The organism is Mycobacterium sp. SMC-19, from assembly GCF_045310815.1.
Taxonomy (GTDB): domain Bacteria; phylum Actinomycetota; class Actinomycetes; order Mycobacteriales; family Mycobacteriaceae; genus Mycobacterium.
Genome location: NZ_JBJIAM010000006.1, coordinates 26,461 through 51,731, shown reverse-complemented (window position 1 = coordinate 51,731; position 25,271 = coordinate 26,461). Strand labels below are relative to the sequence as shown.

The 25,271-nt window shown below is 68.4% G+C and carries 26 protein-coding genes; 16 read left to right on the top strand and 10 right to left on the bottom strand.

Annotation, left to right across the window (positions count from 1 at the left end):
• The first annotated feature begins 65 nt into the window (after positions 1–65).
• The 8 genes from ACJH5R_RS14650 (at position 66) to ACJH5R_RS14615 (ending at position 7,743) form a co-directional block, all read left to right on the top strand.
• Complete coding sequence (locus ACJH5R_RS14650; RefSeq protein WP_406782239.1) at positions 66–1,283, top strand: PecA family PE domain-processing aspartic protease; 1,218 nt, start codon at positions 66–68, stop codon at positions 1,281–1,283.
• Positions 1,284–1,440: 157 nt separating this feature from the next.
• A complete protein-coding gene (locus ACJH5R_RS14645) occupies positions 1,441–2,667 on the top strand; it encodes a PecA family PE domain-processing aspartic protease (protein WP_406782238.1) in 1,227 nt (408 codons plus the stop codon).
• Positions 2,668–2,739: 72 nt separating this feature from the next.
• Positions 2,740–3,627, top strand: coding sequence for a trehalose monomycolate transport factor TtfA (gene ttfA / locus ACJH5R_RS14640; protein ID WP_406782237.1), 888 nt, complete (start codon positions 2,740–2,742; stop codon positions 3,625–3,627).
• 45 nt (positions 3,628–3,672) lie between these two features.
• Positions 3,673–4,449 carry an SDR family NAD(P)-dependent oxidoreductase gene (locus ACJH5R_RS14635; protein ID WP_406759814.1) on the top strand — a complete coding sequence of 259 codons (777 nt, stop codon included), beginning with the start codon at positions 3,673–3,675 and terminating at the stop codon, positions 4,447–4,449.
• A complete protein-coding gene (pyrE, locus tag ACJH5R_RS14630) occupies positions 4,436–4,984 on the top strand; it encodes an orotate phosphoribosyltransferase (protein WP_406782236.1) in 549 nt (182 codons plus the stop codon). The genes ACJH5R_RS14635 and pyrE overlap by 14 nt, the downstream gene beginning before the upstream one ends.
• A 17-nt stretch (positions 4,985–5,001) precedes the next feature.
• Positions 5,002–5,895, top strand: coding sequence for a hypothetical protein (locus tag ACJH5R_RS14625; protein ID WP_406782235.1), 894 nt, complete (start codon positions 5,002–5,004; stop codon positions 5,893–5,895).
• Positions 5,892–6,605: a TrmH family RNA methyltransferase gene (locus ACJH5R_RS14620; protein ID WP_406782234.1), complete on the top strand. Its 714-nt coding sequence runs from the start codon at positions 5,892–5,894 to the stop codon at positions 6,603–6,605. The genes ACJH5R_RS14625 and ACJH5R_RS14620 overlap by 4 nt, the downstream gene beginning before the upstream one ends.
• A 16-nt stretch (positions 6,606–6,621) precedes the next feature.
• Positions 6,622–7,743 (top strand): glycoside hydrolase family 76 protein, encoded by a 1,122-nt coding sequence (locus tag ACJH5R_RS14615; RefSeq protein ID WP_406759810.1) that lies wholly within the window; start codon positions 6,622–6,624, stop codon positions 7,741–7,743.
• A 20-nt stretch (positions 7,744–7,763) separates the two neighbouring features.
• Here ACJH5R_RS14615 and ACJH5R_RS14610 read toward each other — a convergent pair whose 3' ends face one another.
• A complete protein-coding gene (locus ACJH5R_RS14610; RefSeq protein ID WP_406759809.1) occupies positions 7,764–8,450 on the bottom strand; it encodes a DedA family protein in 687 nt (228 codons plus the stop codon).
• A gap of 87 nt (positions 8,451–8,537) precedes the next feature.
• Between ACJH5R_RS14610 and fbaA the strand changes: the two genes are divergently transcribed.
• Positions 8,538–9,569: a class II fructose-bisphosphate aldolase gene (fbaA, locus tag ACJH5R_RS14605; RefSeq protein WP_406759808.1), complete on the top strand. Its 1,032-nt coding sequence runs from the start codon at positions 8,538–8,540 to the stop codon at positions 9,567–9,569.
• Between the two features lie 72 nt (positions 9,570–9,641).
• Here the strand turns inward: fbaA and ACJH5R_RS14600 are convergent, their stop codons facing one another.
• Positions 9,642–10,475, bottom strand: a complete 834-nt coding sequence (locus ACJH5R_RS14600) for a hypothetical protein (protein ID WP_406759807.1) — start codon at positions 10,473–10,475, stop codon at positions 9,642–9,644.
• A 117-nt stretch (positions 10,476–10,592) separates the two neighbouring features.
• Here ACJH5R_RS14600 and ACJH5R_RS14595 point away from each other — a divergent pair, with 117 nt between their 5' ends.
• Positions 10,593–11,009, top strand: a complete 417-nt coding sequence (locus tag ACJH5R_RS14595; RefSeq protein WP_406759806.1) for a DUF3151 domain-containing protein — start codon at positions 10,593–10,595, stop codon at positions 11,007–11,009.
• A gap of 14 nt (positions 11,010–11,023) precedes the next feature.
• Here ACJH5R_RS14595 and ACJH5R_RS14590 read toward each other — a convergent pair whose 3' ends face one another.
• The 3 genes from ACJH5R_RS14590 to ACJH5R_RS14580 form a co-directional block, all read right to left on the bottom strand.
• Entirely contained in the window at positions 11,024–11,911 is an 888-nt protein-coding gene (locus ACJH5R_RS14590) for a cation diffusion facilitator family transporter (RefSeq protein ID WP_406759805.1), read from the bottom strand.
• 78 nt (positions 11,912–11,989) lie between these two features.
• Complete coding sequence (locus tag ACJH5R_RS14585) at positions 11,990–12,775, bottom strand: site-2 protease family protein (protein WP_406759804.1); 786 nt, start codon at positions 12,773–12,775, stop codon at positions 11,990–11,992.
• Positions 12,776–12,785: 10 nt separating this feature from the next.
• Positions 12,786–13,475: a peptidase M50 gene (locus tag ACJH5R_RS14580; protein ID WP_406782233.1), complete on the bottom strand. Its 690-nt coding sequence runs from the start codon at positions 13,473–13,475 to the stop codon at positions 12,786–12,788.
• 79 nt (positions 13,476–13,554) lie between these two features.
• On the opposite strand from ACJH5R_RS14580, the gene ACJH5R_RS14575 reads away from it, so the two are divergent.
• Complete coding sequence (locus ACJH5R_RS14575) at positions 13,555–14,856, top strand: adenylosuccinate synthase (RefSeq protein WP_406782232.1); 1,302 nt, start codon at positions 13,555–13,557, stop codon at positions 14,854–14,856.
• Between the two features lie 14 nt (positions 14,857–14,870).
• Positions 14,871–15,509 carry a PaaI family thioesterase gene (locus ACJH5R_RS14570; RefSeq protein WP_406782344.1) on the top strand — a complete coding sequence of 213 codons (639 nt, stop codon included), beginning with the start codon at positions 14,871–14,873 and terminating at the stop codon, positions 15,507–15,509.
• A gap of 52 nt (positions 15,510–15,561) precedes the next feature.
• Here the strand turns inward: ACJH5R_RS14570 and ACJH5R_RS14565 are convergent, their stop codons facing one another.
• Both ACJH5R_RS14565 and ACJH5R_RS14560 read right to left on the bottom strand, forming a co-directional pair.
• Complete coding sequence (locus ACJH5R_RS14565) at positions 15,562–15,921, bottom strand: DoxX family protein (protein WP_406782231.1); 360 nt, start codon at positions 15,919–15,921, stop codon at positions 15,562–15,564.
• Positions 15,922–15,953: 32 nt separating this feature from the next.
• Positions 15,954–17,552 carry a Na+/H+ antiporter gene (locus ACJH5R_RS14560; protein ID WP_406782230.1) on the bottom strand — a complete coding sequence of 533 codons (1,599 nt, stop codon included), beginning with the start codon at positions 17,550–17,552 and terminating at the stop codon, positions 15,954–15,956.
• On the opposite strand from ACJH5R_RS14560, the gene purT reads away from it, so the two are divergent.
• Genes purT through ACJH5R_RS14545 form a run of 3 tightly spaced genes read left to right on the top strand, consistent with a single transcriptional unit; the run spans position 17,500 to position 20,560 of the window.
• Positions 17,500–18,885 (top strand): formate-dependent phosphoribosylglycinamide formyltransferase, encoded by a 1,386-nt coding sequence (gene purT, locus ACJH5R_RS14555; RefSeq protein ID WP_406782229.1) that lies wholly within the window; start codon positions 17,500–17,502, stop codon positions 18,883–18,885. The genes ACJH5R_RS14560 and purT overlap by 53 nt on opposite strands.
• A gap of 44 nt (positions 18,886–18,929) precedes the next feature.
• Positions 18,930–19,334, top strand: a complete 405-nt coding sequence (locus ACJH5R_RS14550; RefSeq protein WP_406759798.1) for a rhodanese-like domain-containing protein — start codon at positions 18,930–18,932, stop codon at positions 19,332–19,334.
• Complete coding sequence (locus ACJH5R_RS14545) at positions 19,331–20,560, top strand: O-succinylhomoserine sulfhydrylase (RefSeq protein ID WP_406782228.1); 1,230 nt, start codon at positions 19,331–19,333, stop codon at positions 20,558–20,560. The genes ACJH5R_RS14550 and ACJH5R_RS14545 overlap by 4 nt, the downstream gene beginning before the upstream one ends.
• A gap of 10 nt (positions 20,561–20,570) precedes the next feature.
• On the opposite strand, the gene ACJH5R_RS14540 is transcribed toward ACJH5R_RS14545, so the two are convergent.
• Complete coding sequence (locus tag ACJH5R_RS14540; RefSeq protein WP_406759796.1) at positions 20,571–21,425, bottom strand: SDR family oxidoreductase; 855 nt, start codon at positions 21,423–21,425, stop codon at positions 20,571–20,573.
• Positions 21,426–21,479: 54 nt separating this feature from the next.
• A complete protein-coding gene (locus tag ACJH5R_RS14535) occupies positions 21,480–22,232 on the bottom strand; it encodes an isocitrate lyase/phosphoenolpyruvate mutase family protein (RefSeq protein ID WP_406759795.1) in 753 nt (250 codons plus the stop codon).
• 359 nt (positions 22,233–22,591) lie between these two features.
• Between ACJH5R_RS14535 and ACJH5R_RS14530 the strand changes: the two genes are divergently transcribed.
• Entirely contained in the window at positions 22,592–24,052 is a 1,461-nt protein-coding gene (locus tag ACJH5R_RS14530; protein ID WP_406782227.1) for a PGRS repeat-containing protein, read from the top strand.
• A 20-nt stretch (positions 24,053–24,072) separates the two neighbouring features.
• On the opposite strand, the gene ACJH5R_RS14525 is transcribed toward ACJH5R_RS14530, so the two are convergent.
• On the bottom strand, positions 24,073–25,257 hold the full coding sequence (locus tag ACJH5R_RS14525; protein ID WP_406759793.1) for an acyl-CoA dehydrogenase family protein: 1,185 nt from the start codon (positions 25,255–25,257) through the stop codon (positions 24,073–24,075).
• Positions 25,258–25,271: the final 14 nt, after the last annotated feature.

The following is a 25,271-nucleotide window of genomic DNA, read 5'->3' as shown; positions in this document are numbered from 1 at the left end:
TTAGCCTAGCGGTTACTGAGAAATTCCGGTGTATTCCTGCACCGTTGTTCATCCGGAGGGTAGCCATGTCAGCTCGTCGCCATCGCCTAGTGGGTGCCGTCGGTGCCGTGGGGGCGGTCCTGGCACTGGGTGCGCCCGCCCCGGCCGCTCAGGCTGACTGGGACGACCTGTTCCAGCCGATCATCGACGCGATCAGTTGGGTTGACCCCGGCCTCGCCGCAGACACCGACCCGGGTTCTGCGCTGTCCTCGTTGGACACCCTGTTCAACGGCTGGTACCAGGATCTCGTCTACAACCCGCTCAACAGCATCGCGCCGTGGCTGTTCGGTGACGCCCTTCCTGGCAGTGCCGTTGCCTACGGCCCGGACAGTGACAACCTGCCCGACAGCTTCACCGTCCCGATGGAAGTCAATCTCAACACCCAACCGGTGATCAACGTCTCGGTGGGCGGCGGCGCACAGACCGAGGTGCTGGTCGACACCGGTGCTGCTGGGCTGGTCATCCCGATCTGGAACATCAACCCGTTCGGCATCACGGGCCTGCCCACCGGTTTCAACATCGGTCAATTCGGCGGTGCGTTGAACTACTTCTATCTGGAACTGCCCACCACGGTGACCTTCACCGGTGAGAACGGCGACACCCTCACCGCGGACACCACCGTGGATGCGGTGCTGTTCGCGTTCCCGGCGGACTTCAACCTCTTGGGTCCGTGGTCCATTGAGAGCTACCTGGCCGGCTCCTCCACCGGGATCTTGGGCATCGGACCCAACGCGCTCGGACCCACCCCCGACCACATTCCGACCGCCGATCTGCCGGGCAACCTCGGCAACGGCGTGCTGATCGACCAGCCGGGCGGCAAACTGATCTTCGGGGACAACCCGTATGAGGGCGGAACCGTCATCCAGGGTGCACCGTGGGCGGATCTGAAGGTGCAGCTCAATGACGGACCGCTCACGAATGTCCGCGGGGTGATCGACTCCGGCGGGGTGTACGGCACCATGCCGTCCTCGGCGCTCGGTGGCATCACGCCGACGGCCGACGGAAAGCTGCCTGACGGGACGATCATCTCGGTCTACGCCAAGGACGGCACGACGCTGCTGTACGAGTACAAGGTCAACTCGATGCTCCCGTCGCCAACGGATGAAGCCACTCGCAGCCCGTTCGTGGTGGGCGGTAACAACATGAACACCGGTAACTGGCTCTTCGGCCAGCAGCCCGTCTACATCAACTACGGCGTACCCGGCGGGCAGACCATCATCGGCGGCACCCCCATCGAACCCTGATGAGGTGGTGGCCGGGAGTCGGGTGAGCTTCCCAACCGATTTTTGGCTCTTTCTTGGCTGAATCCCCTGGTGTTCTGCGCCCCTGGGTGGGTTAGCTGACCGCGGTTGGTTACGGCTCAGCGGGTGTCCGTGACCTCACGCGGGGGAGGTTTCGGAGATGGCAGCTCGTCGACGGATGATCGGTGTCGCCGCGGCGGCCGGGGTGTCCCTGGCGCTGGGAATTCCCGCGCCGCCGGCTCACGCCGACATCGATGACCTGTTCCAGCCCATCATCGACGCCCTCAGCGCGATGGACCCCGGTATCGCCGCAGACACCGACCCCGGTTCCGCCCTGGCCTCGATAGACACGCTGTTCGACGGCTGGTACCAGAACGTCGTCTTCACCCCGATCAACGATCTTGAGCAGTGGATCTTCGGTGGGGCCGCCGACGCGAGCGTGGCCGGCAGTGCCGCCGCCTCCGGCTCAGATGTCGGCGTCCCGGACAGCTTCACCGTTCCGCTGCAGATCAACAGTGATACCGAGCCGGTGGTGAACGTCTCGGTGGGCGGTGGCCCGGAGTCGTCGGTGCTTGTCGACACCGGCTCGGCTGGTCTGGTCATGCCGATCTGGGACATCAACTGGTCCGGCATCAACTGGTCGGATCTCTCCGGGCTCCCCACAATCCAATATGGCGAGTACGGCAACTCGCTGGGCTATTTCTATACCGAGCTGCCCACCACGGTGGGTTTCACCGACGCCGCCGGGGACACGGTCACCAGCGGCACGACCGATGTCGATGCCGTCTTGTTCGCGTTCCCGGTCAGCCTCACTTCCCTGCTCAACGGGGACTGGACTCTCAGTTCTTACCTCGGCGGCAACGCCGACGGCATTCTGGGCATTGGGGCGAATGCCGTCGGTCCCAGTCCCGGCAGCATCCCGACCACCGCGCTACCGGGTGCGCTCGGCGACGGGGTGCTGATCAACCAACACGCCGGCACCCTGACGTTCGGTGCCGACCCGCTGACCGGCGGAGTCACGGTCGAGGGCTCGCCGAATGCGCCCCTGTACGTGTCGTTCGACGGAGGCCACACGGCCACCCAGGTGAGCTCGGTCATGGATTCCGGTGGGGTGAACGGGACGATCCCGGTAAGCCTGACGAACGGAAGCGCGGGAGACGTACTGGCCCCCGGCCAGCAGGTCAGCGTGTACACCGGCGACCCCACCAAGGGCGGCACCCTGCTGTACGACTACACGGTGAATTCGACCTCGTCCAACAGCCCGACGATCGTGTCAGGTAGCTCGATGAACACCGGTAACTGGCTGTTCCAGCAGAACGAGGTATACGTCTCGACGGCCGGTGACGGGTCGATGCACATCGTTCCGAACAACGTCGTGACGCCGTAGCGCCGCGGTGATACAGGGTTGTGACCTGAGGACATTCGTCGATCGCGCCGGAGAACAGATACGCTAGGCCCAATGGTCCCGCTTTGGTTCACGCTGTCCGCGCTGTGTTTCGTCGGCGCGGCGGTATTGCTGTACGTGGACATCGACCAGCGGCGCGGCCGCAGTCGGCGCCGTAAGTCCTGGGCTCGTTCGCACGGTTTCGACTTCGAACCGGAATCCGCCGAGATCCTGCACCGCTGGAAACGCGGCGTGATGTCGACGGTGGGCGAGGCGCCGGTGCGCAACGTCGTGCTCGGCCAGATCCGCGGTGAGGCCGTCTACATCTTCGACCTGGACGAAGTGGCGACGGTGATCGCCCTGCACCGCAAGGTCAGCACCAACGTCGTCGTCGACGTGCGGCTCAAGGGCCTCAAGGAGCCGCGCGAGAACGACATCTGGCTGCTCGGGGCCATCGGCCCGCGGATGGTGTACTCCACCAACCTCGACGCGGCGAGGCGGGCCTGCGACCGGCGGATGGTCACGTTCGCCCATACCGCCCCGGACTGCGCGGAAATCTTGTGGAACGAGGCGAACTGGACGCTGGTGAGCATGCCCATCACCAGCACCCGCGCTCAGTGGGACGAGGGACTGCGCAGCGTCCGCCAGTTCAACGACCTGTTGCGGGTGCTGCCGCCGAACCCGCGGCGCCAGCCCGCCGAAGCCGCTGCCGCCGCAACGGGCCGCCGCAACGGCCAACCCAGCCGTCCGCTGGGCTCGTCGGCGAGTGCCGCGGAGGCGGCGGACGACAGCGAAGCCGAGCAGCTTCCGTCGGCGCCGCGAGCTGCCACGCCGGCACCGGGCAACGCCGCCTCGGCCGCCGAGCCGCAGCAGCGCCGCCGGACGAGCCGAGATAGTTCCTCGGACGTGCTGCACGCACCCGGCGGTCGCAACGGACGCCAGACCGCGCACTATCAGCGCTGACATCCGACGACGGCCGGCACCGCCGGCTTCGCTACTCTGACGGGCATGTCTCGCCCCGTCGCCGTGGTCACCGGGCCCACCTCGGGGTTGGGCGCCGGCTATGCCCGCCGCTACGCCGCCGACGGATATGACCTGGTCTTGGTCTCCCGCGACGTCGAGCGCCTGGAGACCCTGGCAACCGAACTGCGTGGCAGCCACGGCGGTGCCGTCGAGGTGCTGCCCGCCGACCTGGCCGACGCCGCCGGCCGCGCCACAGTGGCCGAGCGGCTGCGCGCCGGGGTGCGGGTGCTGGTCAACAACGCCGGGTTCGGCACGTCCGGTGAGTTCTGGACCGCCGACCCCGCCCTGCTGCAGTCGCAACTGGACGTCAACGTCACCGCGGTGATGCAGCTGACCCGAGCCGCGCTGCCCGCGATGGTCGAGGCAGGCGCCGGCACCGTCATCAACATCGCCAGCGTCGCCGGGCTGCTGTCCGGACGCGGTTCGACGTACTCGGCCTCGAAGGCCTGGGTGGTGTCGTTTACCGAAGGACTGGCCGGCGGCCTGCAGGGCACCGGCGTCGGAATCCACGTGGTCTGCCCGGGCTATGTGCACACCGAGTTCCATGAGCGCGCCGGGATCGACATGGCCACGTTGCCGTCGTTTCTGTGGATGGAGGTCGACGACGTGGTCGCGGCCAGTCTGGCCGACGTCGCTCGCGGCGAGGTGGTCAGCGTTCCGGGTCTGCAATACAAGACATTGGTAGGCGCCAGTCGGCTCATTCCGCGCGGGCTGTCGCGGACGCTGACCAACACGTTCGGGAGGGGCCGTGGCCGCACTTAACAACGACGAACGCGATGAGCTCGCCGCGCTGGTGCGCCAGCTTTCGGTGGTGCACGGCCGCGTGACGCTGTCCTCGGGCGCCGAGGCCGACTACTACGTCGACCTTCGGCGTTCCACCCTGCACCATCGCGCCGGCGCCCTGATCGGGCGGTTGGTCCGCCAACTCACCGATGACTGGGACTACGCCGCCGTGGGCGGCCTGACCCTGGGTGCGGACCCGGTGGCGACCGCCGTCATGCACGCCGCGGGCCGCCCGATCGATGCATTCGTGGTGCGTAAGTCGGTGAAAGCCCATGGCATGCAACGCCTTATCGAAGGGTTCGACGTGGCCGGCCAACCGGTTCTGGTGGTGGAGGACACCAGCACCACCGGTGGGTCGGCGCTGACCGCGGTGCGCGCCGTGCGTGAGGCAGGCGGACACGTCGTCGGAGTGGTCACCGTGGTCGATCGTGCCACCGGCGCGGCCGAGGCCATCGAGGCCGAGGGCGTGCCGTACCGCAGTGTGCTCGGCCTGGCCGAGCTGGGCCTGGACTGAACACCCCGAGGACGGTCGTGCGGAGACTCATCGCGCTGATATCGGCGTTGGCCGTCACCTGCGTCGCGGCCTGCTCGGGCTCCGGCCCGACCGGCCCCTTCGGGTCCGAGGGCGCCCGAATCGGTTCGGAGATCACCGTTCTGGGCTGGCAGATGACCCTGTCCAACCTGCGCTGGGAGCTTGACTACGCGCTGATCGACGTCAAGGCCCAGGTCGCCGACGCCGACGCTGGACACGCAGCGGCCGGCGATCTGCGGTTCGGGGTGTACGGCACGCCCGCGCACCCGGTCGAGGTCACCGGAGTGGGCAGCTGCAAACTGCTGGGGGAGTTCGTGCCGACACCGTTGTCGGGCAAGGAATCCGACCGGTTGAACGGGACCGTGTGTCTGGGTCCGCTCAAGGAGCGCAGTGCGGTGCGCGGGGTGTATGTCTACTCGCCCGCCGACCGGATCAAAGACACGACGGTGGCCTACGCTGCCGCGTTCCCGGTGGGCCTGGCGCCGGTCAACCCCGGTGACACCGGTCTGCTGCTCACCGCGCAGGGCGTGGCGGCCTATCGGGCCGACGGCGTGCCGCTGGCACCGACGGCACTTGGTGACCCAAAGGCATTCACCGGCAACGGTTATATGGTGCTGAACCTGTCCGTCGACGCGGTGGCTACGCAGTACCGCGACGACGCCCAGGCGCGTGGCGGACCGTTGATGCTGATCGCCGGACCGTCGACGCCGATGCCTGGGCTGGGGGCGGACTGCGTCGCGGCCGGGTCGTCGGTGTTGATCCTGCCGGAGGCGTCGCTGAACTCGGTGCACGTGCCGACCTCGCTGTGCACGCACGGGGAGATCAACGCCGCGCTGCTCTACCCCTCGGTGTCGGTGGTGGGTACGCACGCCGCCGTGTGGACCACCTCGTGAACGAGCCGTCGGACCAGCCCGATTCATGCGGCGGTCCCAGCTTCGCCTCTCCTCCGTCGAGCCTCGCTGAACCGCCGGGCCCTACCGAGTGGTTCTCGCCGGCCAACGGCGTCGGACCCTGGCAGGGGCCACTGCCGAGCGACGCCCGCTACGACCCGGAACTGCTGCGCGAGGGTGACCGCCGCAACGTCGTCGACGCCTACCGCTACTGGACCCGCGAGGCGATCGTCGCCGACATCGACCGCCGCCGGCATCGGCTGCACATCGCGATCGAGAACTTCGGGCACGACGCCAACATCGGTTCGGTGGTGCGCACCGCCAACGCGTTTGCCGTGCACACCGTGCACATCGTCGGGCGTCGGCGCTGGAATCGGCGCGGCGCCATGGTCACCGACCGCTACCAGCGGCTGGCCCATCACGAAACAGCCGCCGATCTCCTGGAATTCGCTGCCCAGCAGGGGCTCACCGTCGTCGCGGTGGACAACGTGGCCGGGGCGGTGCGCCTGGAGCAGACCGCCCTGCCGGTCGACTGTCTGCTGGTGTTCGGCAGTGAAGGCCCCGGTATCAGCGACCAGGCTCGTGCCGGCGCGGACCTGACGGTGTCCATCGCCCAGTTCGGCTCGACCCGCAGTATCAATGTCGGGGTGGCCGCCGGGATCGTGATGCACGCCTGGATCAGCCGTCATGGCCACCTCGATCAGGCCTGGTAGGGCAGGATCAACGGCTATGGATCTCCTCTGGGCGAATCGCGCCGAAAGCGCCGAAGCTGCCGTCATCGCGAGGCATCTCAAGTCGCTCTGGCATCTGCCAGGCACCCAGCTCGGTGTGGTCGCCTGGCCGCCGATCCGGCGCGCCCCGCACTGGCACTACTGGTGGCAGGCGCACCTGATCGATTGCCTGGTCGACGCCCAGCTGCGTGACCCGCAACCCGAACGGGTGACCCGGATCAAACGGCAGATCCGCACGCACCGTCTGCGCAACGTGGGCCGCTGGACCAACGCCTACTACGACGACATGGCCTGGCTGGCGCTGGCAATCCAACGGGCCTGCCTGGTCACCGGCCTCGACCGGCACCGTGCCCTGGGCACCCTGACCCGCGAGCTGACTGACTCATGGATGCCCGAAGCCGGCGGCGGCATTCCATGGAGGAAGGAGCGTAAGGACGCCGAGCCCCCCTTCTTCAACGCCCCCGCCAACGGTCCGGCCGGGATCTTTCTGGCCCGCGAGCCCGGGTGGCTGGAGCGCGCCCAGCAGATGGGCGACTGGATCGACGCCACCCTGATCGACCCGGACACCGACCTGGTGTTCGACGGCATCAGGGAGGGTTCGCTGGTGCGCGCCGAGTACACCTACTGCCAAGGCGTGGTGCTCGGGCTGGAGACCGAACTGGCGGCGCGCACCGGAGCGCAGCGGCACGCCGCTCGCGTGCACCGGCTGGTGGCCGCGGTCAGCAAGCAGATGGCCCCGGGCGGGGTGATCAAGGGCGCCGGCGGCGGCGACGGCGGGCTGTTCGCCGGGATCACCGCCCGCTACCTTGCGTTGGTCGCCACCGCGTTGCCGGGCGAGTCCGCCGCCGACGCGCAGGCGCGCGACACCGCCGGCAAACTGGTGCTGTCGTCGGCGAAATCGGCGTGGGATTACCGGCAATCGGTCGACGGGCTGCCGTTGTTCGGGGCGTCCTGGGACCAGATCGCCGAGGTGCCCCGGGCCGACGGCGCGGTGGCCACTTCCATCGCCGGTGCGGTGCGTGAGTCCGAGATCCCCGAACGGGACCTGTCGGTGCAGTTGGGCGGCTGGATGCTGATGGAGGCTGCGCACAACGTCGCGGCCGGCCCGCCGGCTCGTTGACTCTGCGCTGAGGGCGCGGTCTACTCGGACTTTTGCGCCGTGAGCGCAGAGTCAGCGTCGACAGACGGGGCGCGGCGGCTGCGGTAGGCCTTCGCCGCGGCGATGAACGCCGGGATCATCGACACGAACAGGATCACCAGGATGATCTTTTCCAGGTTCTCGTGGACGAACGGCACGTTGCCCAGGAAGTACCCCAACGTCGTCACCCCGGCGCCCCACAGGATGCCGCCGACAATGTCGAACGCCAGGTACACCGGGTAGCGCATGTAGGACACTCCCGCCACCACCGGCACGAACGTCCGGACGAACGGCGCGAACCGGGCCAGGATGATCGCCCACGGCCCGTACTTCTCAAAGAACGCGTGCGACTCGGTGACGTAGTGCTTCTTGAAGAAGCGAGAGTCTTCCTTTTTGAACAGCGCCGGCCCGATCCGCCGGCCGATGAAGTAGCCGCACTGATCGCCCAGCACCGCCACCACGGCGACCGCGGGCGCCAAGATCCAGATGTCGGGGGCCAGCCCCTTGGCGGCCAGCAGGCCACCGGTGAACAGCAGTGATTCGCCCGGCAGCAGCGGGAACAGCAGGCCGGTCTCGATGAAGACCACCACCAGGATGGCCGGCAGTACGGCGCCGTGGAAGATGCCCCCGGCACCCAGCCAATACATCGGGTCCAGCAGGCCCGGCATCGCGACCGCGGTGGTGCTCATGACGCACCAACATACCGGGGGCCACCGGTGAAACCGCCCCTGCGATACTCGAGGGCAGTTTCGGACAGCTCAGAGGAGAGAGTTCCCATGCCCATCGCCACCCCCGAGATCTACGCCGAGATGCTGGGCCGCGCCAAGGAGAACGCGTACGCATTCCCCGCGATCAACTGCACGTCGTCGGAGACCATCAACGCGGCGATCAAGGGCTTCGCGGACGCGGGCAGTGACGGCATCATCCAGTTCTCCACCGGCGGCGCCGAATTCGGCTCCGGCCTGGGCGTCAAGGACATGGTGACCGGTGCGGTGGCGCTGGCCGAGTTCACCCATGTGATCGCCGCCAAGTACCCGATCAACGTGGCCCTGCACACCGACCACTGCCCGAAGGACAAGCTGGACGGCTTCGTGCGGCCGCTGCTGGCGATCTCAGCCGAGCGCGTCAAGGCCGGCGAGAATCCGCTGTTCCAGTCGCACATGTGGGACGGCTCGGCAGTGCCGATCGACGAGAACCTGGACATCGCCCAGGAGCTGCTGGCCCAGGCCGTGGCCGCCAAGATCATCCTCGAGGTCGAGATCGGCGTGGTCGGCGGTGAAGAGGACGGCGTGGAAGCCGAGATCAACGAGAAGCTCTACACCTCGCCCGAAGACTTCGAGAAGACCGTCGCCGCCCTGGGCGCCGGTGAGAAGGGCCAGTACCTGCTGGCCGCCACCTTCGGCAACGTGCACGGCGTCTACAAGCCGGGCAACGTCAAGCTGCGCCCGGACATCCTGGCCGAGGGTCAGAAGGTGGCGTCCGCCAAGCTGGGCCTGGCCGACGGCTCCAAGCCGTTCGACTTCGTCTTCCACGGCGGCTCGGGCTCGCTGAAGTCCGAGATCGAGGAGGCGCTGCGTTACGGGGTGGTGAAGATGAACGTCGACACCGACACCCAGTACGCGTTCACCCGCCCGCTGGCCGCGCACATGTTCACCAACTACGACGGCGTGCTCAAGGTCGACGGCGAGGTGGGCAACAAGAAGGTCTACGACCCGCGCAGCTACCTCAAGAAGGCCGAGGCCGCCATGACCGAGCGCGTCATCGAGGCCTGCAACGACCTGCACAGCGCCGGCAAGAGCCTGGCCTGAGTCGTTGACTCTGCGTCCACGGCGGGAAAGTTCGAGTAACCCCCGCCGTAGGCGCAGAGTCAACGAAGCGTGCTAGCTGCCGTGCGACTGGCAGATCTTCCACTGGTCGTCGCGGAACTGAAGGTCGAAGCTGCGGGTTGAGCGGACCCGCGGCTCGTAGGCCATGAAGGCGGTGACGTTGGCTTCGGCTTGACCGTCGTTGACCACCACCTCGTCGATGCTGGCGACCACCGGGTACTGCTTGGCTGCCGCAATCCGGCGGTAGGTGTCGTCCCAAGCCTTTTGGTCGTAGTTGACGTAGCGGTCGCGGATGTCGCCGCAAGTCAGGCTGCGCAATGCGGCCAGGTCACCGTTCTGCATGGCGACGTCGAAGTTCTGAATGGTGGCGCGGACGTGCTCTTCCTGCGAGGCGGCCTGCCGAGTGTCGCGAGTAAGCCACAGCGTGCCCAGCACCGCGATGACCGCGAGCGCCAGGATGATCAGGATCACCGCCATCACCCAGCCCCAGCTGCGGGAGACGGTAGAGGGCAGTTTGCCGCCGACCCGAGCCGGAATCTGTTGCGGGATGGCCTTTCCCGCGTCATCGCTTTGCTGGGCGATCAGTTCGGTGTCCGCATCGCCCACCGACGGTATGACTTCGGTGTGCCCCGCGTCGAACCCGGGTGCGGTGAACCGGCGCTCCGGTGATCCATCGGGCCCGGGTTCCTGGGGCGTGGCCTCGGTGGTGATCACCTCGGTGACGGCGTCGGCTTCCGCGGGTGTTTCCGCGAGGATGGCCGTCGCGGTCTCGTCGTCCGCTGAGGTGACGGGCTGGATCTCGGTGACCTGATCGTCGCCGTCGGGTTGCTCCGTGGGAGCGGCGTCGTCGGTCGGCTCGGTGGCATCCGGTTCCGGTGGGTTTGGCATGAGTGGCTGATCCTCCAATGTCCGCCGGCTGTTTCGGATCGGCTGCCGCTAGTTTACTGAGCGAGGCGCCGGCTTGCTGGAGTGGCTGGCCATGGACGGCACGGCAGAATGGACGATGTGACTCTCACCGGTGATCTCCTCAGGCCCGATCCGATCTTGCTGCCCGGCGACCCCGAAGCCGAGGCCGGCCTGCGGGCCAACCAGGACCCCGCGATTGTCGCGGCCGCGCATCCGGCGGCCTCGGTGGCGTGGGCGGCGCTGGCCGAAGCGGCACTGGCCGAGGGCAACGCGGTCACCGCCTACGCGTATGCACGCACCGGCTACCACCGGGGCCTGGACCAGCTGCGCCGCAACGGGTGGAAGGGCTACGGGCCGGTGCCGTACGCGCATGAACCCAACCGGGGCTTTTTGCGGTGTGTGGCCGCGCTGGCGCGTGCCGCCGACAGCATCGGGGAGACCGACGAGGTGACGCGTTGTCTGGCTCTGCTCGACGACTGCGACCACACCGCCCGCTCGCCGCTGGGCCTGAGCTGACCCCCGCTAGGGCATCAGCAGCCGAGTGGGCAGCGGCCACCCTGCCCGGCAGGTTCCACCTGCACGGTGGCGTGGGTCAACCCGCGAGCGGCCAGCACAGCCCGAGCCTCGGCCAGTACGCGCCCGGTGTCGGCGCTGGTGCCCAGGTGGGCGGTGGCCATGTCCTGGCCCGGAACCAACGTCCACACGTGTAGGTCGTGCACGTCGGTCACGCCGTCGACGGCGGCGAGCGCCGCGCGGAGTTCGGCTACGTCGATGTGGCTGGGTGAGGCCTCCGACAGGATCCGCAGTGCCGCCCCAGCCAGCGCGAACGCGCGCGGCAACACCCACAGCGCGACGAAGACCGCGACCACCACGTCGGCGTAGGGCCAGGTGGTGGTGAGGGTGACCACGCCGGCGATCAGCACGCCCACGCTGCCGACGGTGTCGGCGACCACCTCCATGTACGCGCCGCGCACCGCGAGACTCTCGGCAGACTGCGAACGCAGCAGCAGGGCGACGCCGATGTTGACGGCAAGCCCGGCCAGGGCGACCACGACCATCGGTACACCCGGCACGTCCGGCGCCGTGCCGATGCGGCGGATCGCCTCGGTGAGGATGAAGGTCGCTACCCCGATCAGCAGCACCGCATTGGCGACCGCAGTGAACACCTCGGCGCGGTGCCAGCCGTAGGTGCGCGACGGTGACGTACTGCCGCGCCGGGCCAGCATCACCGCCGCCACCCCCATGAACAGGGCGGCCAGGTCGGTCAGCAGATGGCCCGCGTCGGCCAGCAGTGCCATCGAGTTGATGGTGATGGCGGTGGTCAGTTCGATGACGAAGAAGGCGCTCAGGATGGCGGCGCCGACGACCATGCGAGACAGGCGGGAGTCGGTGTGACGGTGATCGTGACCGGCGCCCATGGGAGGTGAATATAGGCGGACTGGCCCGCTGCCGGGCGTGAAGTCGGGTTCACGCCCGCCGGGATCACGGCCGGGAACTCAGAACCAGGTGCTCCAGAACTGCGTCAGGCTCAGACCCCACGACACCAACAGCCGCGGCACGTCGAACAGGTCGAAGAACCACAACACCAGTGCGAAGAACTTCTGGTTCAGCACCGGCGAGGCAAGCAACAACACCAGCAGCACCAGCAGGCCCCACTGCTGGAAGGGCGCCACGGCGCGGCGGGTCGCCGGACTCAGGTGCGGCTCGAGCGCCCCATAACCGTCCAGCCCCGGTATCGGCAGCAGGTTCAGCACCACCGCGGTCAGCTCCAGGAAGCCCAGGAACGCCACCCCGGACCAGAACACCGGGTGTGCGGGGTCGTAGAAGGCTCGCGTGGCGCCCAACAGCAGCACGGCCAGCACCAGGTTGGCCGCCGGACCCGCCAGGCTGACCAGGGTGCGCCGTCGCGGCGTCATGAACGACGTCTGCACGAAGACCGCCCCGCCCGGTAGGCCGATGCCGCCCAGCACGATGAACAGCATCGGCAGCACCAACGACAGCCCCGGATGGGTGTAGCGCAGCGGGTTGAGGGTCAGATAGCCGCGCATCTGCGCGCCGTGGTCACCGAACCGCCAGGCGGTGTAGGCGTGGCCGAACTCGTGCAGACACAACGAGACCAGCCAGCCGGCGATGACGAACACGAACACCCCGGCGTAGGCGAGCGGCCGGATCTCTTCACCGGCCCGCCACGCCAACACACCACCCAGGGCGGTCAAGGCCACCAGCGCCAGGAACACCGGGCTGGGCCGTACCGCCTGGCCGCGTAGGGGATGCACGTTCACGCAGTAGAAGCTAGCCGACCAGCAGCCAGTCCTCGATGTGCCGATAAAAGGTAGACCGCTTCACCGTCCGGCTGCTGTAGCTGCCGTCGCGCACCACCAGAGCACCGGTGGTGCCCAGTTGGGCCGCGCGCCCAGCCACCCAGCGTCGTACCCGGCCGCGCCGGTCCGGGACGCCGGCGCGCACGCCCGGTGCGGTGCCCATCGGCTCGATCAGCACCGCGCTCACCTCGCCGTCGAACAGGGCGGCGTCGTCGACGATTCCCTCACCGCGCAGCACGGCGGCGCCGTCCACCGGCAGCCACCGGCCAACACCCACCAGGGCGGTGCCGGCGTCGTCGCGGATCAGTGGCACTGGCGCAGCGGTACCCCGCCGGGACCGCCGCGCGGCCCGCCACCCGGCCGGCAGCCGGTAGGCCGCGGTGGCCGGCGTGCGCCGTCGCGGTGCGTAACCGAGCTCGACGTCGAGCCGGTCGGTGCGCAGCAGCCGGGTCAACGTCTGCGCCAGCTCCGCGTCGCCGCCTACCACCACCAACCTGCGATAACGGGCGATGGCGGCATCCAGGTCACCGGCGCCCGTAGTGTCGCCGACCGGCACTGTCGGCAGCCCCCGCAAGGGGCGTGGCAGTGGCCGTCCGGCAAACAGCAAGACGGCGGTTTCGGGCGGCCTCTTCAGGCTCCTGGTGCCGTTAGTGGCGTTCAACACGCTCCTTGTGAATCTCTTCAGATAGGCTCAGTCACCGGCTGGACCACAGTAAGCCAAGACAGTTAGCGAGAATTCCATGCCGGCAATCGTCGTCATCGGCGCCCAGTGGGGCGACGAGGGCAAAGGTAAAGCGACCGACCTACTCGGTGAACGAGTGCAGTGGGTGGTGCGCTACCAGGGCGGCAATAACGCCGGCCACACGGTGGTCCTGCCCACCGGGGAGAATTTCGCGCTGCACCTGATCCCGTCCGGGGTCTTGTCGCCGCACGTCACCAACGTCATCGGCAATGGTGTGGTGGTCGATCCGGGGGTGCTGCTCGACGAGCTGGCCGGCCTGGAACGCCGTGACGTGGACACCTCGCGGCTGCTGATCTCCGCCGATGCGCATCTGCTGATGCCCTATCACGTGGCCATCGACAAGGTCACCGAGCGCTACATGGGCAGCAAGAAGATCGGCACCACCGGTCGCGGCATCGGGCCCTGCTACCAGGACAAGATCGCGCGGATCGGGATCCGGGTCGCCGACGTGCTCGACCACGAGTCGCTGGCCCAGAAGATCGAGGCCGCCCTGGATTTCAAGAACCAGGTGCTGGTCAAGATCTACAACCGCAAGGCACTGGAACCCGAACAGGTGCTCGAAGACCTGTTGGAGCAGGCCGAGGGTTTCAAGCACCGCATCGCCGACACCAGCCTGCTGCTGGGTGCCGCGCTGGACCGCGGTGAGAACGTGCTGCTGGAAGGCTCGCAGGGCACCCTGCTCGACGTCGACCACGGCACCTACCCGTACGTGACGTCGAGCAACCCGACCGCGGGCGGCGCGGCGGTGGGCTCCGGCGTCGGACCGACCCGCATCACCACGGTGCTGGGCATCCTGAAGGCCTACACCACGCGAGTCGGCTCGGGGCCCTTCCCCACCGAGCTGTTCGACTCCTACGGCGAATACCTGTCCAAGACCGGTGGTGAGGTCGGGGTGACCACCGGGCGCCAGCGGCGATGCGGCTGGTTCGACGCGGTGATCGCTCGTTACGCCACCCGGGTCAACGGCATCACCGACTACTTCCTGACCAAGCTCGACGTGCTCTCCAGCCTGGAGACCGTGCCGGTCTGTGTCGGCTACACCGTCGACGGCAAGCGCACCGACGAGCTGCCGATGACCCAGGAAGAATTTGCGCGTGCCGAGCCGATCTATGAGGAACTGCCGGGCTGGTGGGAGGACATCTCCGGGGCCCGCACCTTCGAGGACCTGCCCGCCAACGCACGCGACTACGTGTCACGGCTCGAGGAGATCGCCGGCGCCCAGGTCTCGTGCATCGGGGTCGGTCCCGGACGCGAGCAGACCATTGTGCGACGCGACGTCGTGAGGGGCGGCGGCGCGTGAGCGAGGGACAGCCGCTGGCCGGCGCGGACGACCCGGCCACCGATCCCGACTACGCCAACCACGGCGGTTTCCCCGACTACGGGGTCGTCGACCCGAGCCCTGGTTTCGAGCGGTTCGTCACCACCATGCGGCGCCTGCAAGACCTGGCGGTGTCGACCGACCCCGACGACGCCACCTGGGACGACGCCGCTGACCGCGTCGAAGCGCTGGTCGGGTTGTTGGAGAAGTACCTGGCACCCGCGGGCGTCGCCCCGGCCGGGCGGGCACCGTCGATGCCGGGCATGGGCAGCCTGCTGCTGCCGCCGTGGCGGATCAGCCGGTTTGAGGCCGACGGCGTCTCGATGACGGGATCGTTCAGCCGTTTCCACGTGGGCGGCAACTCCGCGGTGCACGGCGGCGTGCTGCCGCTGCTGTTCGACTGGATGTTCGGGATGGTGGTGCACGCCGCGAACCGCCCGATCAGCCGGACGGCATTCCTGCATGTCGACTACCGCAAGGTCACCCCGATCGACACCCCACTGCTGGTGCACGGCCGGATCGACAAGGCCGAGGGGCGCAAGGCGTTCATCACCGCCGAGCTCACCGACTCCGACGGCACCGTGCTGGCCGAGGCGCAGGGGCTGATGGTGCGACTGCTTCCGGGGCAGCCCTAGCGTCGATCGCAAGCGCTGCGGAGCCGGGCGCGGCGGGTCGGCGCCGTTGAGCTCAGCCGTCTCGGCGCGGCCCGCGCAGCGTCATCGCCGCGAACAGGGCCAGGAACGACGCGGCCGGCACGGTGTTGACGATGCTGTCGCGCACCCGGATGTGCGCACCGACCGCCAGGACGAAATACAACGTCAACGCCGCGGTGGTCAGCCGTGCCAGGCCCGGAAACCGGTGCACCGACAGCAGGCCGACCGCGGAAGCGGCTTTGACGATCGGCAGGACCGGCCGGATCTCTTGCGGGACCTGCACGGTGTCGAGTGCTTTGGCGATGTAGGGCACCGGGATGGCGCACAGCACTGCGTCGGCGGCTTGGAAGGCTGCCAGGCCGGTGTAGGTCTTCGGTGACGTCAGCGCGCTCATGGGACCAACTGTATGCGGATGTGCCAGGCCCGCTAGTCCAGGTTCAGTGTCGCCTCTTCCAGATCCAGCCGGTGCAGCACAGTGCGCAGCACCTGGTCGTCGATGCGGCCGATGTCGCGTTCATGGATCAGCGCCGCCCGCTCGGTAGCCAGCATCTCCAGCCGGAGCCGGCGAAACGCCGCGGCGGCGGTCTCGTCGCTGTCGTCGTGGTCGGGGTCGAAACGTCGCAGCCGCTCGCGAGCCGCGTTGCGCCGCCGGGTGTTCAGGCCGCGCAACGCGTCGGCGGCGCGCTCGCTGGCCGGCGACGGCTCGGTCGAGGCGAGCACTTCGTCGAGCCGTTGGGCCGCGGCCAGGGCCGCCTTGTCCTGCGCGGCGGCCGCGGCTATCGCATCGGCGTGGTCCTGGTTGGTGGGAACGCCCAGGTGGCGGATCACCCAGGGCAGCGTCAGCCCGTGCAGCAGCAGGGTGCCGACCACCACCACGAAGGTCAAGAACACCAGCTGTGGACGCCCCGGAAACGGTTCTCCGGACAGCGTTGTCAGCGGCACACCGAATGCGGCCGCCAGCGACACCACACCGCGCATGCCGGCCCAGGCCAGCACGAACACCTGACCCGGGGTCGGTGCGGATTCGCGTTGCCGGACCTTCGCCGAGAGCATCCGGGGGGCGTAGGCGAAGATCACCACCCACAGCGCCCGCACTGCCAGCAGGGTCCCGAACACCGCCAGCGACGCAACCGTGAGGGTTGAGAAGCGCACGCCCTGCATGTTCTGCACGACCGCCGGCAGTTGCAGCCCGATCAGCAGGAACGCCAACGACTCCAGCACCAGTTGCACGGCACGCCAGACGGCCTGGTCCTGCAGGCGGGTGGCGTAATGGGCGCGGGTGAAGCGCTGCCCGAGGATCAATGCGGCGACCACCACCGCGAGTACGCCAGAGCCGTGGATCTCTTCGGCCGCCAGGTAGATGACGAACGGGGCCAGCAGCCCGACCGCGCTCTCCACCACCGGATCGGTCAACCGGGCCCGGATGACCACGATGATTGCTCCGAACGCCACGCCGACCGCCACGCCGCCCACCGCGGCCAGTGCGAAGGTCAGCAGACCCATTCCCCAGCCGGTCGCCACGCCGATCGCCGTGGCCAGCGACACCTTGTAAACCGTCAGGGCGGTCGCGTCGTTGAGCAGGCTCTCGCCGCCCAGCAGCGTCATGATCGGACGCGGCAATCCGACTCGACGGCCGATGGCGGTGGCCGACACCGCATCCGGCGGCGCCACGATCGCGCCCAGCGTCAGTGCGGCGGCCAGGGTCAGCGCCGGCACGGTGTAGTAGGCGACCACGCCGACGGCGATGGTGCTGGCCAGCGGTAGTCCGACGGCCAGCAGGATGATGGGGCGCTTGTTGCGGCGCATGCTGATCACGGAGCTTTCCAAACCGGCCGACCACAGCAGCGGCGGCAGGATCACGAACAGCACCAGCTCGGGCCGCAGGACGATCTCCGGCACCGCGGGGATCAGTCCGACCAGCAGGCCGGTGATCACCAGGACCAGCGGCGCGGACAGCTGGCGGTGCCGTGCGATGGCCGCGACCAGCACTGCGGCCACCAGGGGGCCCAACAGTGCGGCGTTCACCGTCGCTGCACCTCCGTTCGCTTTCACCCCTATCCTGGAGCAGCATGCAACATTGCCGTGGCGCGGGGAGGGTGGGGCGGTGAACGGCGAGGCGGGTGAGTTTGCGACCGACCGGTTGTCCGCCGACGGTCCTAGCCGTACCAGGGTTGTGTTGCTGGGGTCCGGTGATCTCGGGCGGGAGCTGGTGACGGCGCTGCAGCGCCTCGGTGCCGAGGTGATCGCCGTCGACCGCTACGCCGACGGCGCGTTGCACGGCGTCGTCGATCGCTCGGTGGTGGTCGATCTCAGTGACAAGGACGAACTGGCGGCGACTCTGCGATGGTTGCAGCCGAAGTTCGTGGTGGTCGCCGCCGAGGTGGTGGCCACCGATGCCTTGGCCGACTCCGTTGACACCGGATTCACCCAAGTGGTGCCCGGGATCCGCGGGGCCCGGTTGGCCGCAGACCCCGAGGGCATGCGGCGGCTGGCCTCCGACGAGCTGGGCCTGCCCACCGCGCCGTTCTGGTTCGCCGGCTCGGTCGAGGAGCTGCGCGCGGTGGCCGAGCGGGCCGGTTACCCGATGTCGGTCAAACCGGTGGGCGGCGCGCTCGGCGAGGGCCGTTCGGTGATGGTCCGCGACAGCGACATCGAACCCGCGTGGCAGCGCGCAGTGGCGGCAAGCGTCGCGGAGATGCCGCCGCGGGTGCTGGCCGAGACCGTGGTGGAGTTCGACAGCGAGGTCACCCTGCTGGCCGTCCATCGTGACGGTCCGGACGGACCGGCGCTGGACTTCTGCGCGCCGATCGGTCACCGCAGTGTCGAGGAGCCGAACGGGCAACTGACAGTGGAGTTCTGGCAACCTCACCCGATGAGCGCCGTGGCGCTGGATGCGGCCAAGTCGATCGCCGCGCGGGTTGCTCGCGCCCTCGGTGGACGCGGGTTGTTCGGAGTGGAGCTGCTGGTATACGGCGATGAGGTGTATTTCGCCGGGGTCGATGTGCGCCCGTACGACGCCACGCTGCTGACGTTGCGCACGCAACGGCTCTCCGGTTTTGAGCTGCAGGCGCGCGGGATCCTCGGACTGGCGACCGACACCATCATGGTCTCGCCCGGCGCCGCCCGGCTCATCTACTCGCGCCGCCGCACCGGCTCCGCGGCCGAGGCCACACCGGACAGCGTGGCGGTGGTCGCCGATGCACTCAGCGTGACTGAAAGTGATGCGGTGGTGTTCTCCCACCACGAGGGGCACCCCCGCCGGCGGCTGGGTTTGGCGCTGGCCACCGGGCCGGACGTGGTGGTTGCCCGCGACCGTGCGGCGCAGGTGGCGACCGTTCTGGGCAAGCTCTGGCCGTGAACCCCCATGGCGTGAACCCGGCCGGAGGTGGGAGACTTCCGCAGGTGAGCTACGCGGGAGATATCACCCCTGAGCAGGCCTGGACGATACTGCGCGATGACTCGGCGGCGACGCTCATCGACGTGCGCACCGACGCCGAATGGCGCTTCGTCGGACTGCCCGATGTGTCCGGTCTGGGCCGCGACGTGATCTGCATCGAGTGGGTTCACTCCGACGGGACACCCAATCTCGACTTCTCCCGCGAACTGGCGGCGCGCGTCGCCAGCGGGCCCGCGATCTTCCTGTGCCGCTCGGGCAACCGCTCCATCGGGGCCGCCGAAGCCGGTACAGCACTGGGTTTGACGCCGTCCTACAACGTGCTGGACGGCTTCGAGGGCAACCTCGACGAGCACGGCCACCGGGGTGGTACCGGGTGGCGGGCCGTCGGACTGCCCTGGACGCAGTCATGAGCGAGCCGGAACCGACCCGCTCCGTCCGCATCCCGAAACCGCTGCCGGACGATGTCAGCGCGGCAACCATCGGGGTGCGCGGCGGCCTGCTGCGCACCCATTTCGAGGAGACCGCCGAGGGTCTGTTCCTGACCTCGGGATACGTCTACGACTCGGCGGCCGCTGCCGAGCAGGCGTTCACCGGGGAGGTCGACCGGTTCGTCTACTCGCGATACGGCAACCCGACGGTGTCGATGTTCGAGGAACGGCTGCGCCTGATCGAAGGGGCTCCGGCAGCGTTCGCAACTGCCAGCGGCATGGCGGCGGTGTTCGTGGCGCTCGGCGCGCTGCTGAAGGCCGGCGACCGTCTGGTGGCCGCGCGCAGCCTGTTCGGATCCTGCTTCGTGATCTGCAACGAGATCCTGCCGCGCTGGGGCGTGGAAACCGTGTTCGTCGACGGCGAGGACCTGACGCAGTGGGAGCAGGCACTGTCGGTACCCACCAACGCGGTGTTCTTCGAGACGCCGTCCAACCCGATGCAGTCCCTGGTGGACATCGCCGCGGTCACTGAGCTGGCGCACGCCGCCGGCGCGAAAGTGGTGCTGGACAACGTGTTCGCCACCCCGCTACTGCAGCGGGGCCTACCGCTTGGGGTGGACGTGGTGGTGTATTCGGGCACCAAACACCTGGACGGGCAGGGGCGGGTCCTGGGCGGGGCGATCCTGGGCGACCAGGACTACATCGACGGACCGGTGCAGACCCTGATGCGGCACACCGGACCGGCACTGAGCGCCTTCAACGCGTGGATCTTGTTGAAAGGTCTTGAAACGCTGGCCATTAGGGTTGACTACGCAAACTCCGCGGCGCTCAAGATCGCGGAGTTCCTCCAGCAGCATCCGGCGGTGAGTTGGGTTCGCTACCCCTTCTTGGCGTCGCACCCGCAATACGATCTGGCGCGCAAACAGATGTCCGGCGGTGGCACCGTCATCACCTTCGAACTCGACGGCCCCCAAAGTGGCGCCAAGCAGCGTGCATTCGAGCTGTTGGACAAGCTGAAGCTGATCGACATCTCCAACAATCTGGGGGATGCGAAGTCGTTGATCACCCATCCGGCAACCACCACCCACCGGGCGATGGGGCCCGACGGGCGCGCCGCGATCGGCCTCGGTGACGGGGTGGTGCGTATCTCTGTCGGTCTCGAAGGCACCGACGATCTGATCGCCGACCTGGATCAGGCGCTGGCGTAGCGCCGGTCGCTCAGTCGCCTTCGACGACGCCGGTGGCGTGCTGCGCGCGATCCTCGTACGCCTTGCGGGCCGCGGTGTCCAACTGCAGGAACACGGTGTCGTTCTGCGTCTTCTTGTTCAGCCAGCGACGGGCCCGATCCGGGAGCAGGGTTGCCATGATCGCGGCACGACGCCCGAAACCGGGTACTGAGACCAGGGTCTTGGGCTTGTCGAGCACCTTGATCACCCCGGCGGCGATGTCTTCGGGCTCCACCGGCTTCTGCGCCGCCGACGGCGAGGTGCCCGAGATCAATTCGGTGTTGGTGAACGTCGGTAGCACGGCGGAGACCGAGACGCCCTGCGGGGCGAACTCATCGGACATCGCGGTGCTCAGGCCGACGACGGCGAATTTCGTTCCGGCGTACAGCACTTGGCCCGGCACCGCGACGATCCCGGCCATCGAGGCGATGTTGATGATGTGGCCGCTGCGTCGCTTGATCATCTCGGGCAGCACCAGCTGGCAGCCGTTGAGCACGCCGTAGAAGTTGACCTCGGTCGCCGAGCGAATGGTCTCCTGCGTCTGGTCCAGGAACGGCCCGACCGGCATGACGCCGGCATTGTTGATCAGCACGTCGATGTGGCCGTCGCCGTCGGCGCGGGCCTTGTCCAGGAAGGCCGAGAATGATTCGCGGTCGGTGACGTCGAGGGGGTGGCCGCTGACCTGGCCGCCCGAACTCAGCTGCTTGACCGCTTTGTCGAGAATCGCGACGTCACGGTCGCCGATGACGACGCGAGCGCCACGCGCCAGCAGGGCGGTGGCAGTGGCCAGCCCGATGCCACGGGCGGCGCCGGTGATGGCGATGGTCTTACCGCGAATGTTGTCCACGACGACGAACTTAACAGGTGTCAAATTCGGTGTCGACGGTCGGGAAGGCTGCGCTCAGGCCCAGCGGGCCAGGACCTCATTGGCGTGCTTGCCGAGGGCGACCTGCAACAGCGGTCCGAAGCTGATCCGCGCGATGCCGAGCGGTCCGAACGAGGCAGGGTCGGCGGTGTCGGGTGCGGCGAGCGCGTTGACCGGCTTCGGCAGGGCGGTGGCCAGGACACGTAGTGTCTCTGCGTCGTGGAAACCGACCGGGTAGAGCACATCCGCTCCCGCGTGTGCGCATTCGGTCAGCCGCGCAATGGCGCGGTCGATGCGGTCGGTGTCGTCACCGTCTTTGCGCAGGAACAGGTCCGTGCGGGCGTTGATCACCAGATGGGGGCCGGCCGCCTCCCGTAGCGCGCCCACATACTCCGCGTGCTCGGACGATGACCGCAGTCGCTTGTCTTCGCTGTGCACCGTGTCCTCGATGTTGCACCCGACCACACCGGCGTCCAGCAGGCCGTCGACCAGGCGGTCGGGGGACTGGTCGTAGCCGGACTCGATGTCGAGTGACACCGGCACATCGACCGCGGCGGTGATCAGGCGTGCTCGGTCCAGGACTTCGGCGAACGACATACCTTCGCCGTCGGTCTTGCCCAGAGATTCGGCGACCGGCTTGCTGCCGATCGTCAGCGCGGCGAAACCGGCGCCGGCGGCCAGCTTTGCCGACCACGCGTCCCACACCGTTGGCAGGAACACCGGGTTGCCCGGTTGGTGCAGCGCCAGGAATGCCGCCGCCTGTTGCCCAAGAACCTCGCGACTCGTCATTTTCACAAGCCTGCCATGTGAGAATTATTCGGCCGTCATCGGCCCTCGGTCCTGGCCGATCGTTGATGAACCCGGGCTGGCGGTCCCCCTTCTGCGAAGATCGCGCCCTAAGTCGATACCGGATGCATCGGATGTCGACTCCCCTCCATCGAGATAGATCGAATTCCATTGCGGGCCTGTTGTTTACGGGTTCCGTTCATACCGGTAGTGGGATAGTCTGGCCAGATTCCGGGCAGGGGGTATGACAGGCCCGTGAGCCACCAAAAGACCTGCAGTGCCGCAGGCCGACGATCCCGACAGAACATTGCGTGTTCGGTCAGCACGTAGGGGGAAATGTGCAGATGTCCGGTCAATTTTTCGTGAGAAGCCTCGGTGCCGGAGCTGCCGCGGCGGCGTTCACGGCGGTCAGCCTCAGCTCACTTTCCTCAGCGCCGACGGCCCATGCCGACGAGCTGGACTGGCTGATGGACCTGTTCACCCCGGCCGACTGGGCGGCGCCGGCCGCAGATACCGGAACGACCACCTTCGACTGGGATGCACTGGCCGCCCCGATGAACTCGCTGGCCGGCTCGGCCGACGCCAGTACGTCCGGCGCCGACGCGTCGCTTCAGGCCACTGCTGACAGTCTGTTCGGCATCTTCCCGGTCGACGCGAACACCTACGACATGATCCACAGCTTTGAACAGGCCTGGATCACCAGTGATCTGGGTCAGTTCGTCGACAACTCGATCAACACGCTGGCCGGTCAGTTCTTGATCGGCAACGGCGCTGACGGCGTCGACGGTGGCACCTTGGCCGAGGCGGCCGGCGGAAACGGCGGGTTGTGGTTCGGTGACGGCGGTGCCGGTGGCACCTCTGCGGACGGCATCGGCGGGGTCGGGGGAGACGCCGGAATGATCGGCAACGGCGGCATGGGAGGTGCCGGGGCCGACGGTGGTATCGGCGGGGACGGCGGCGCCGGTGGAACGCTGATGGGCGTCGGCGGCGCCGGTGGGACCGGTGGCACCGGGTTGGACGGCGCGCTGGGTGGTGACGGCGGTGCCGGCGGCGTCGGCATGGGTTCGGTGTTCGGTGCGGGCGGCGTCGGCGGGACCGGTGGTACCGGTGGCGTGGGCGTGGCGAACGGCTCGGGCGGTGACATCACCGCCGGTAACGGCGGCAATGGCGGCGTCGGTGGCGTGGGTTCGGACATCGGTGGCAACGGCGGGGTCGGTGGCGCCGGCGGTGAGTCCACCGCCAACGGTTCGGACGGGACGGCGGTCGGCGGCAATGGTGGCCAAGGCGGCACCGGTGGCGTCGGCGGTCAGACGATGGGCGACGGCGGAGTCGGCGGGGCCGGTGGTGAGGCCACCGCGAACGGTTCCGGCGGAAACGCCACCGGCGGTGACGGTGGCCAGGGCGGCGTGGGCGCAGGCACCGCCGCTGGGGCGGCCGGTCCGGTCGGCGGTGCCGGCGGTGACGGTGGAGCAGGCGGAGACGCGACGTCGCACGGCGAGGGCGGCACCGCTACCGGCGGGACGGGCGGCACCGGCGGAACCGGCGGTGAAGGCGGGACCGGCAATAACGGCGGTCCCGGCGGGAACGGTGGAGTCGGTGGGGGCGCTAAGACCACGGGCTCCGATGGTCACCCGACCGGCGGGAACGGCGGCGATGGCGGCACCGGTGGAGCCGGTGGTACGGGCGCCGAGGGCGGTGCCGCTGGTGAGCCCGGTCAGCCCGGCCCGACAAGCGCGAACGGTGGCAGTACGGGGACGCCCGGCACACCCGGTCAGCCGGGCCAGCCCGGCGACGACGGGCCGCCCGCGGCTACCGGTTCCTGACCGCGCGGTCCCGGCCCGTCTTAGCGGAAGGCGCCGAGGCCGGTGAAGGCCTGGCCGAGCACCAGCTGATGCATTTCGGGGGTGCCCTCGTAGGTCAGCACCGACTCGAGGTTGACCATGTGCCGAATCACCGGGTATTCCAGTGATATCCCGTTGCCGCCCAAGATGGTTCGCGCGGTGCGACAGATCTCCAACGCGGTGCGGGTGTTGTTGAGCTTGCCGAAGCTGACCTGCTCGGGGCGCAGCCCGGCGCTGTCTTTGAGCCGGCCCAGGTGCAGGGAGAGCAACTGTCCCTTGTGTAGTTCGAGGGCCATGTCGACGAGTTTGGCCTGGGTGAGCTGGAAGCCGGCGATCGGCTTGCCGAACTGGGTGCGTTGGGTGGCGTAGTCGCGGGCCGCCTGCCAGGCCGAGCGGGCCGCACCCATTGCGCCCCAGATGATTCCGTAGCGCGCTTCGGACAGGCTGGCCAATGCGCCCTTGACGCCGCGGGCTTTGGGCAGCATGGCCTCGGCCGGCAGACGTACGTCGTCGAGCACCAGCTCACTGGTGATCGAGGCGCGCAGCGACAGCTTGTGGTGGATGGTGTTGGCGGTGAACCCCGGGGTGTCGGTGGGCACGATGAAACCGCGGACACCGTCGTCGGTGGCCGCCCAGACCACCGCGACGTCGGCGATGGAGCCGTTGGTGATCCACATCTTGCGGCCATTGAGAACCCAATCGGATCCGTCACGCTTGGCCCGGGTGGTCATCCCGGCCGGATCGGAGCCGACGTCGGGCTCGGTCAGTCCGAAGCAGCCGATCAGTTCACCGGCGGCCATGCCCGGCAGCCACTGCTGCTTCTGCTCTTCGGAACCGTTGTTGTAGATCGAGTACATGGCCAGCGAGCCCTGCACCGACACCAGGGAGCGCAGGCCGGAGTCGGCGGCTTCCAACTCCACGCAGGCCAATCCGTAATGCACCGCCGATGCCCCGCTGCAGCCGTAACCGTCCAGGTGCATGCCCAGCAGCCCGAGTTTGCCGAACTCCCGGGCCAGTTCGCGCGCCGGTAGGTCGCCGATCTCGAACCATTCGGCGATGTGCGGCATGACGTGTTCGGCGCAGAACTTGGCGACGGTGTCGCGCAGCGCGATTTCGTCGTCGGAGAGCAGGGTGTCCAGGCTCAGCGGATCGATCGGGTCGAAGGGCGCGGTGCTACCGGTTGCCATCCGTTCATCCTGCC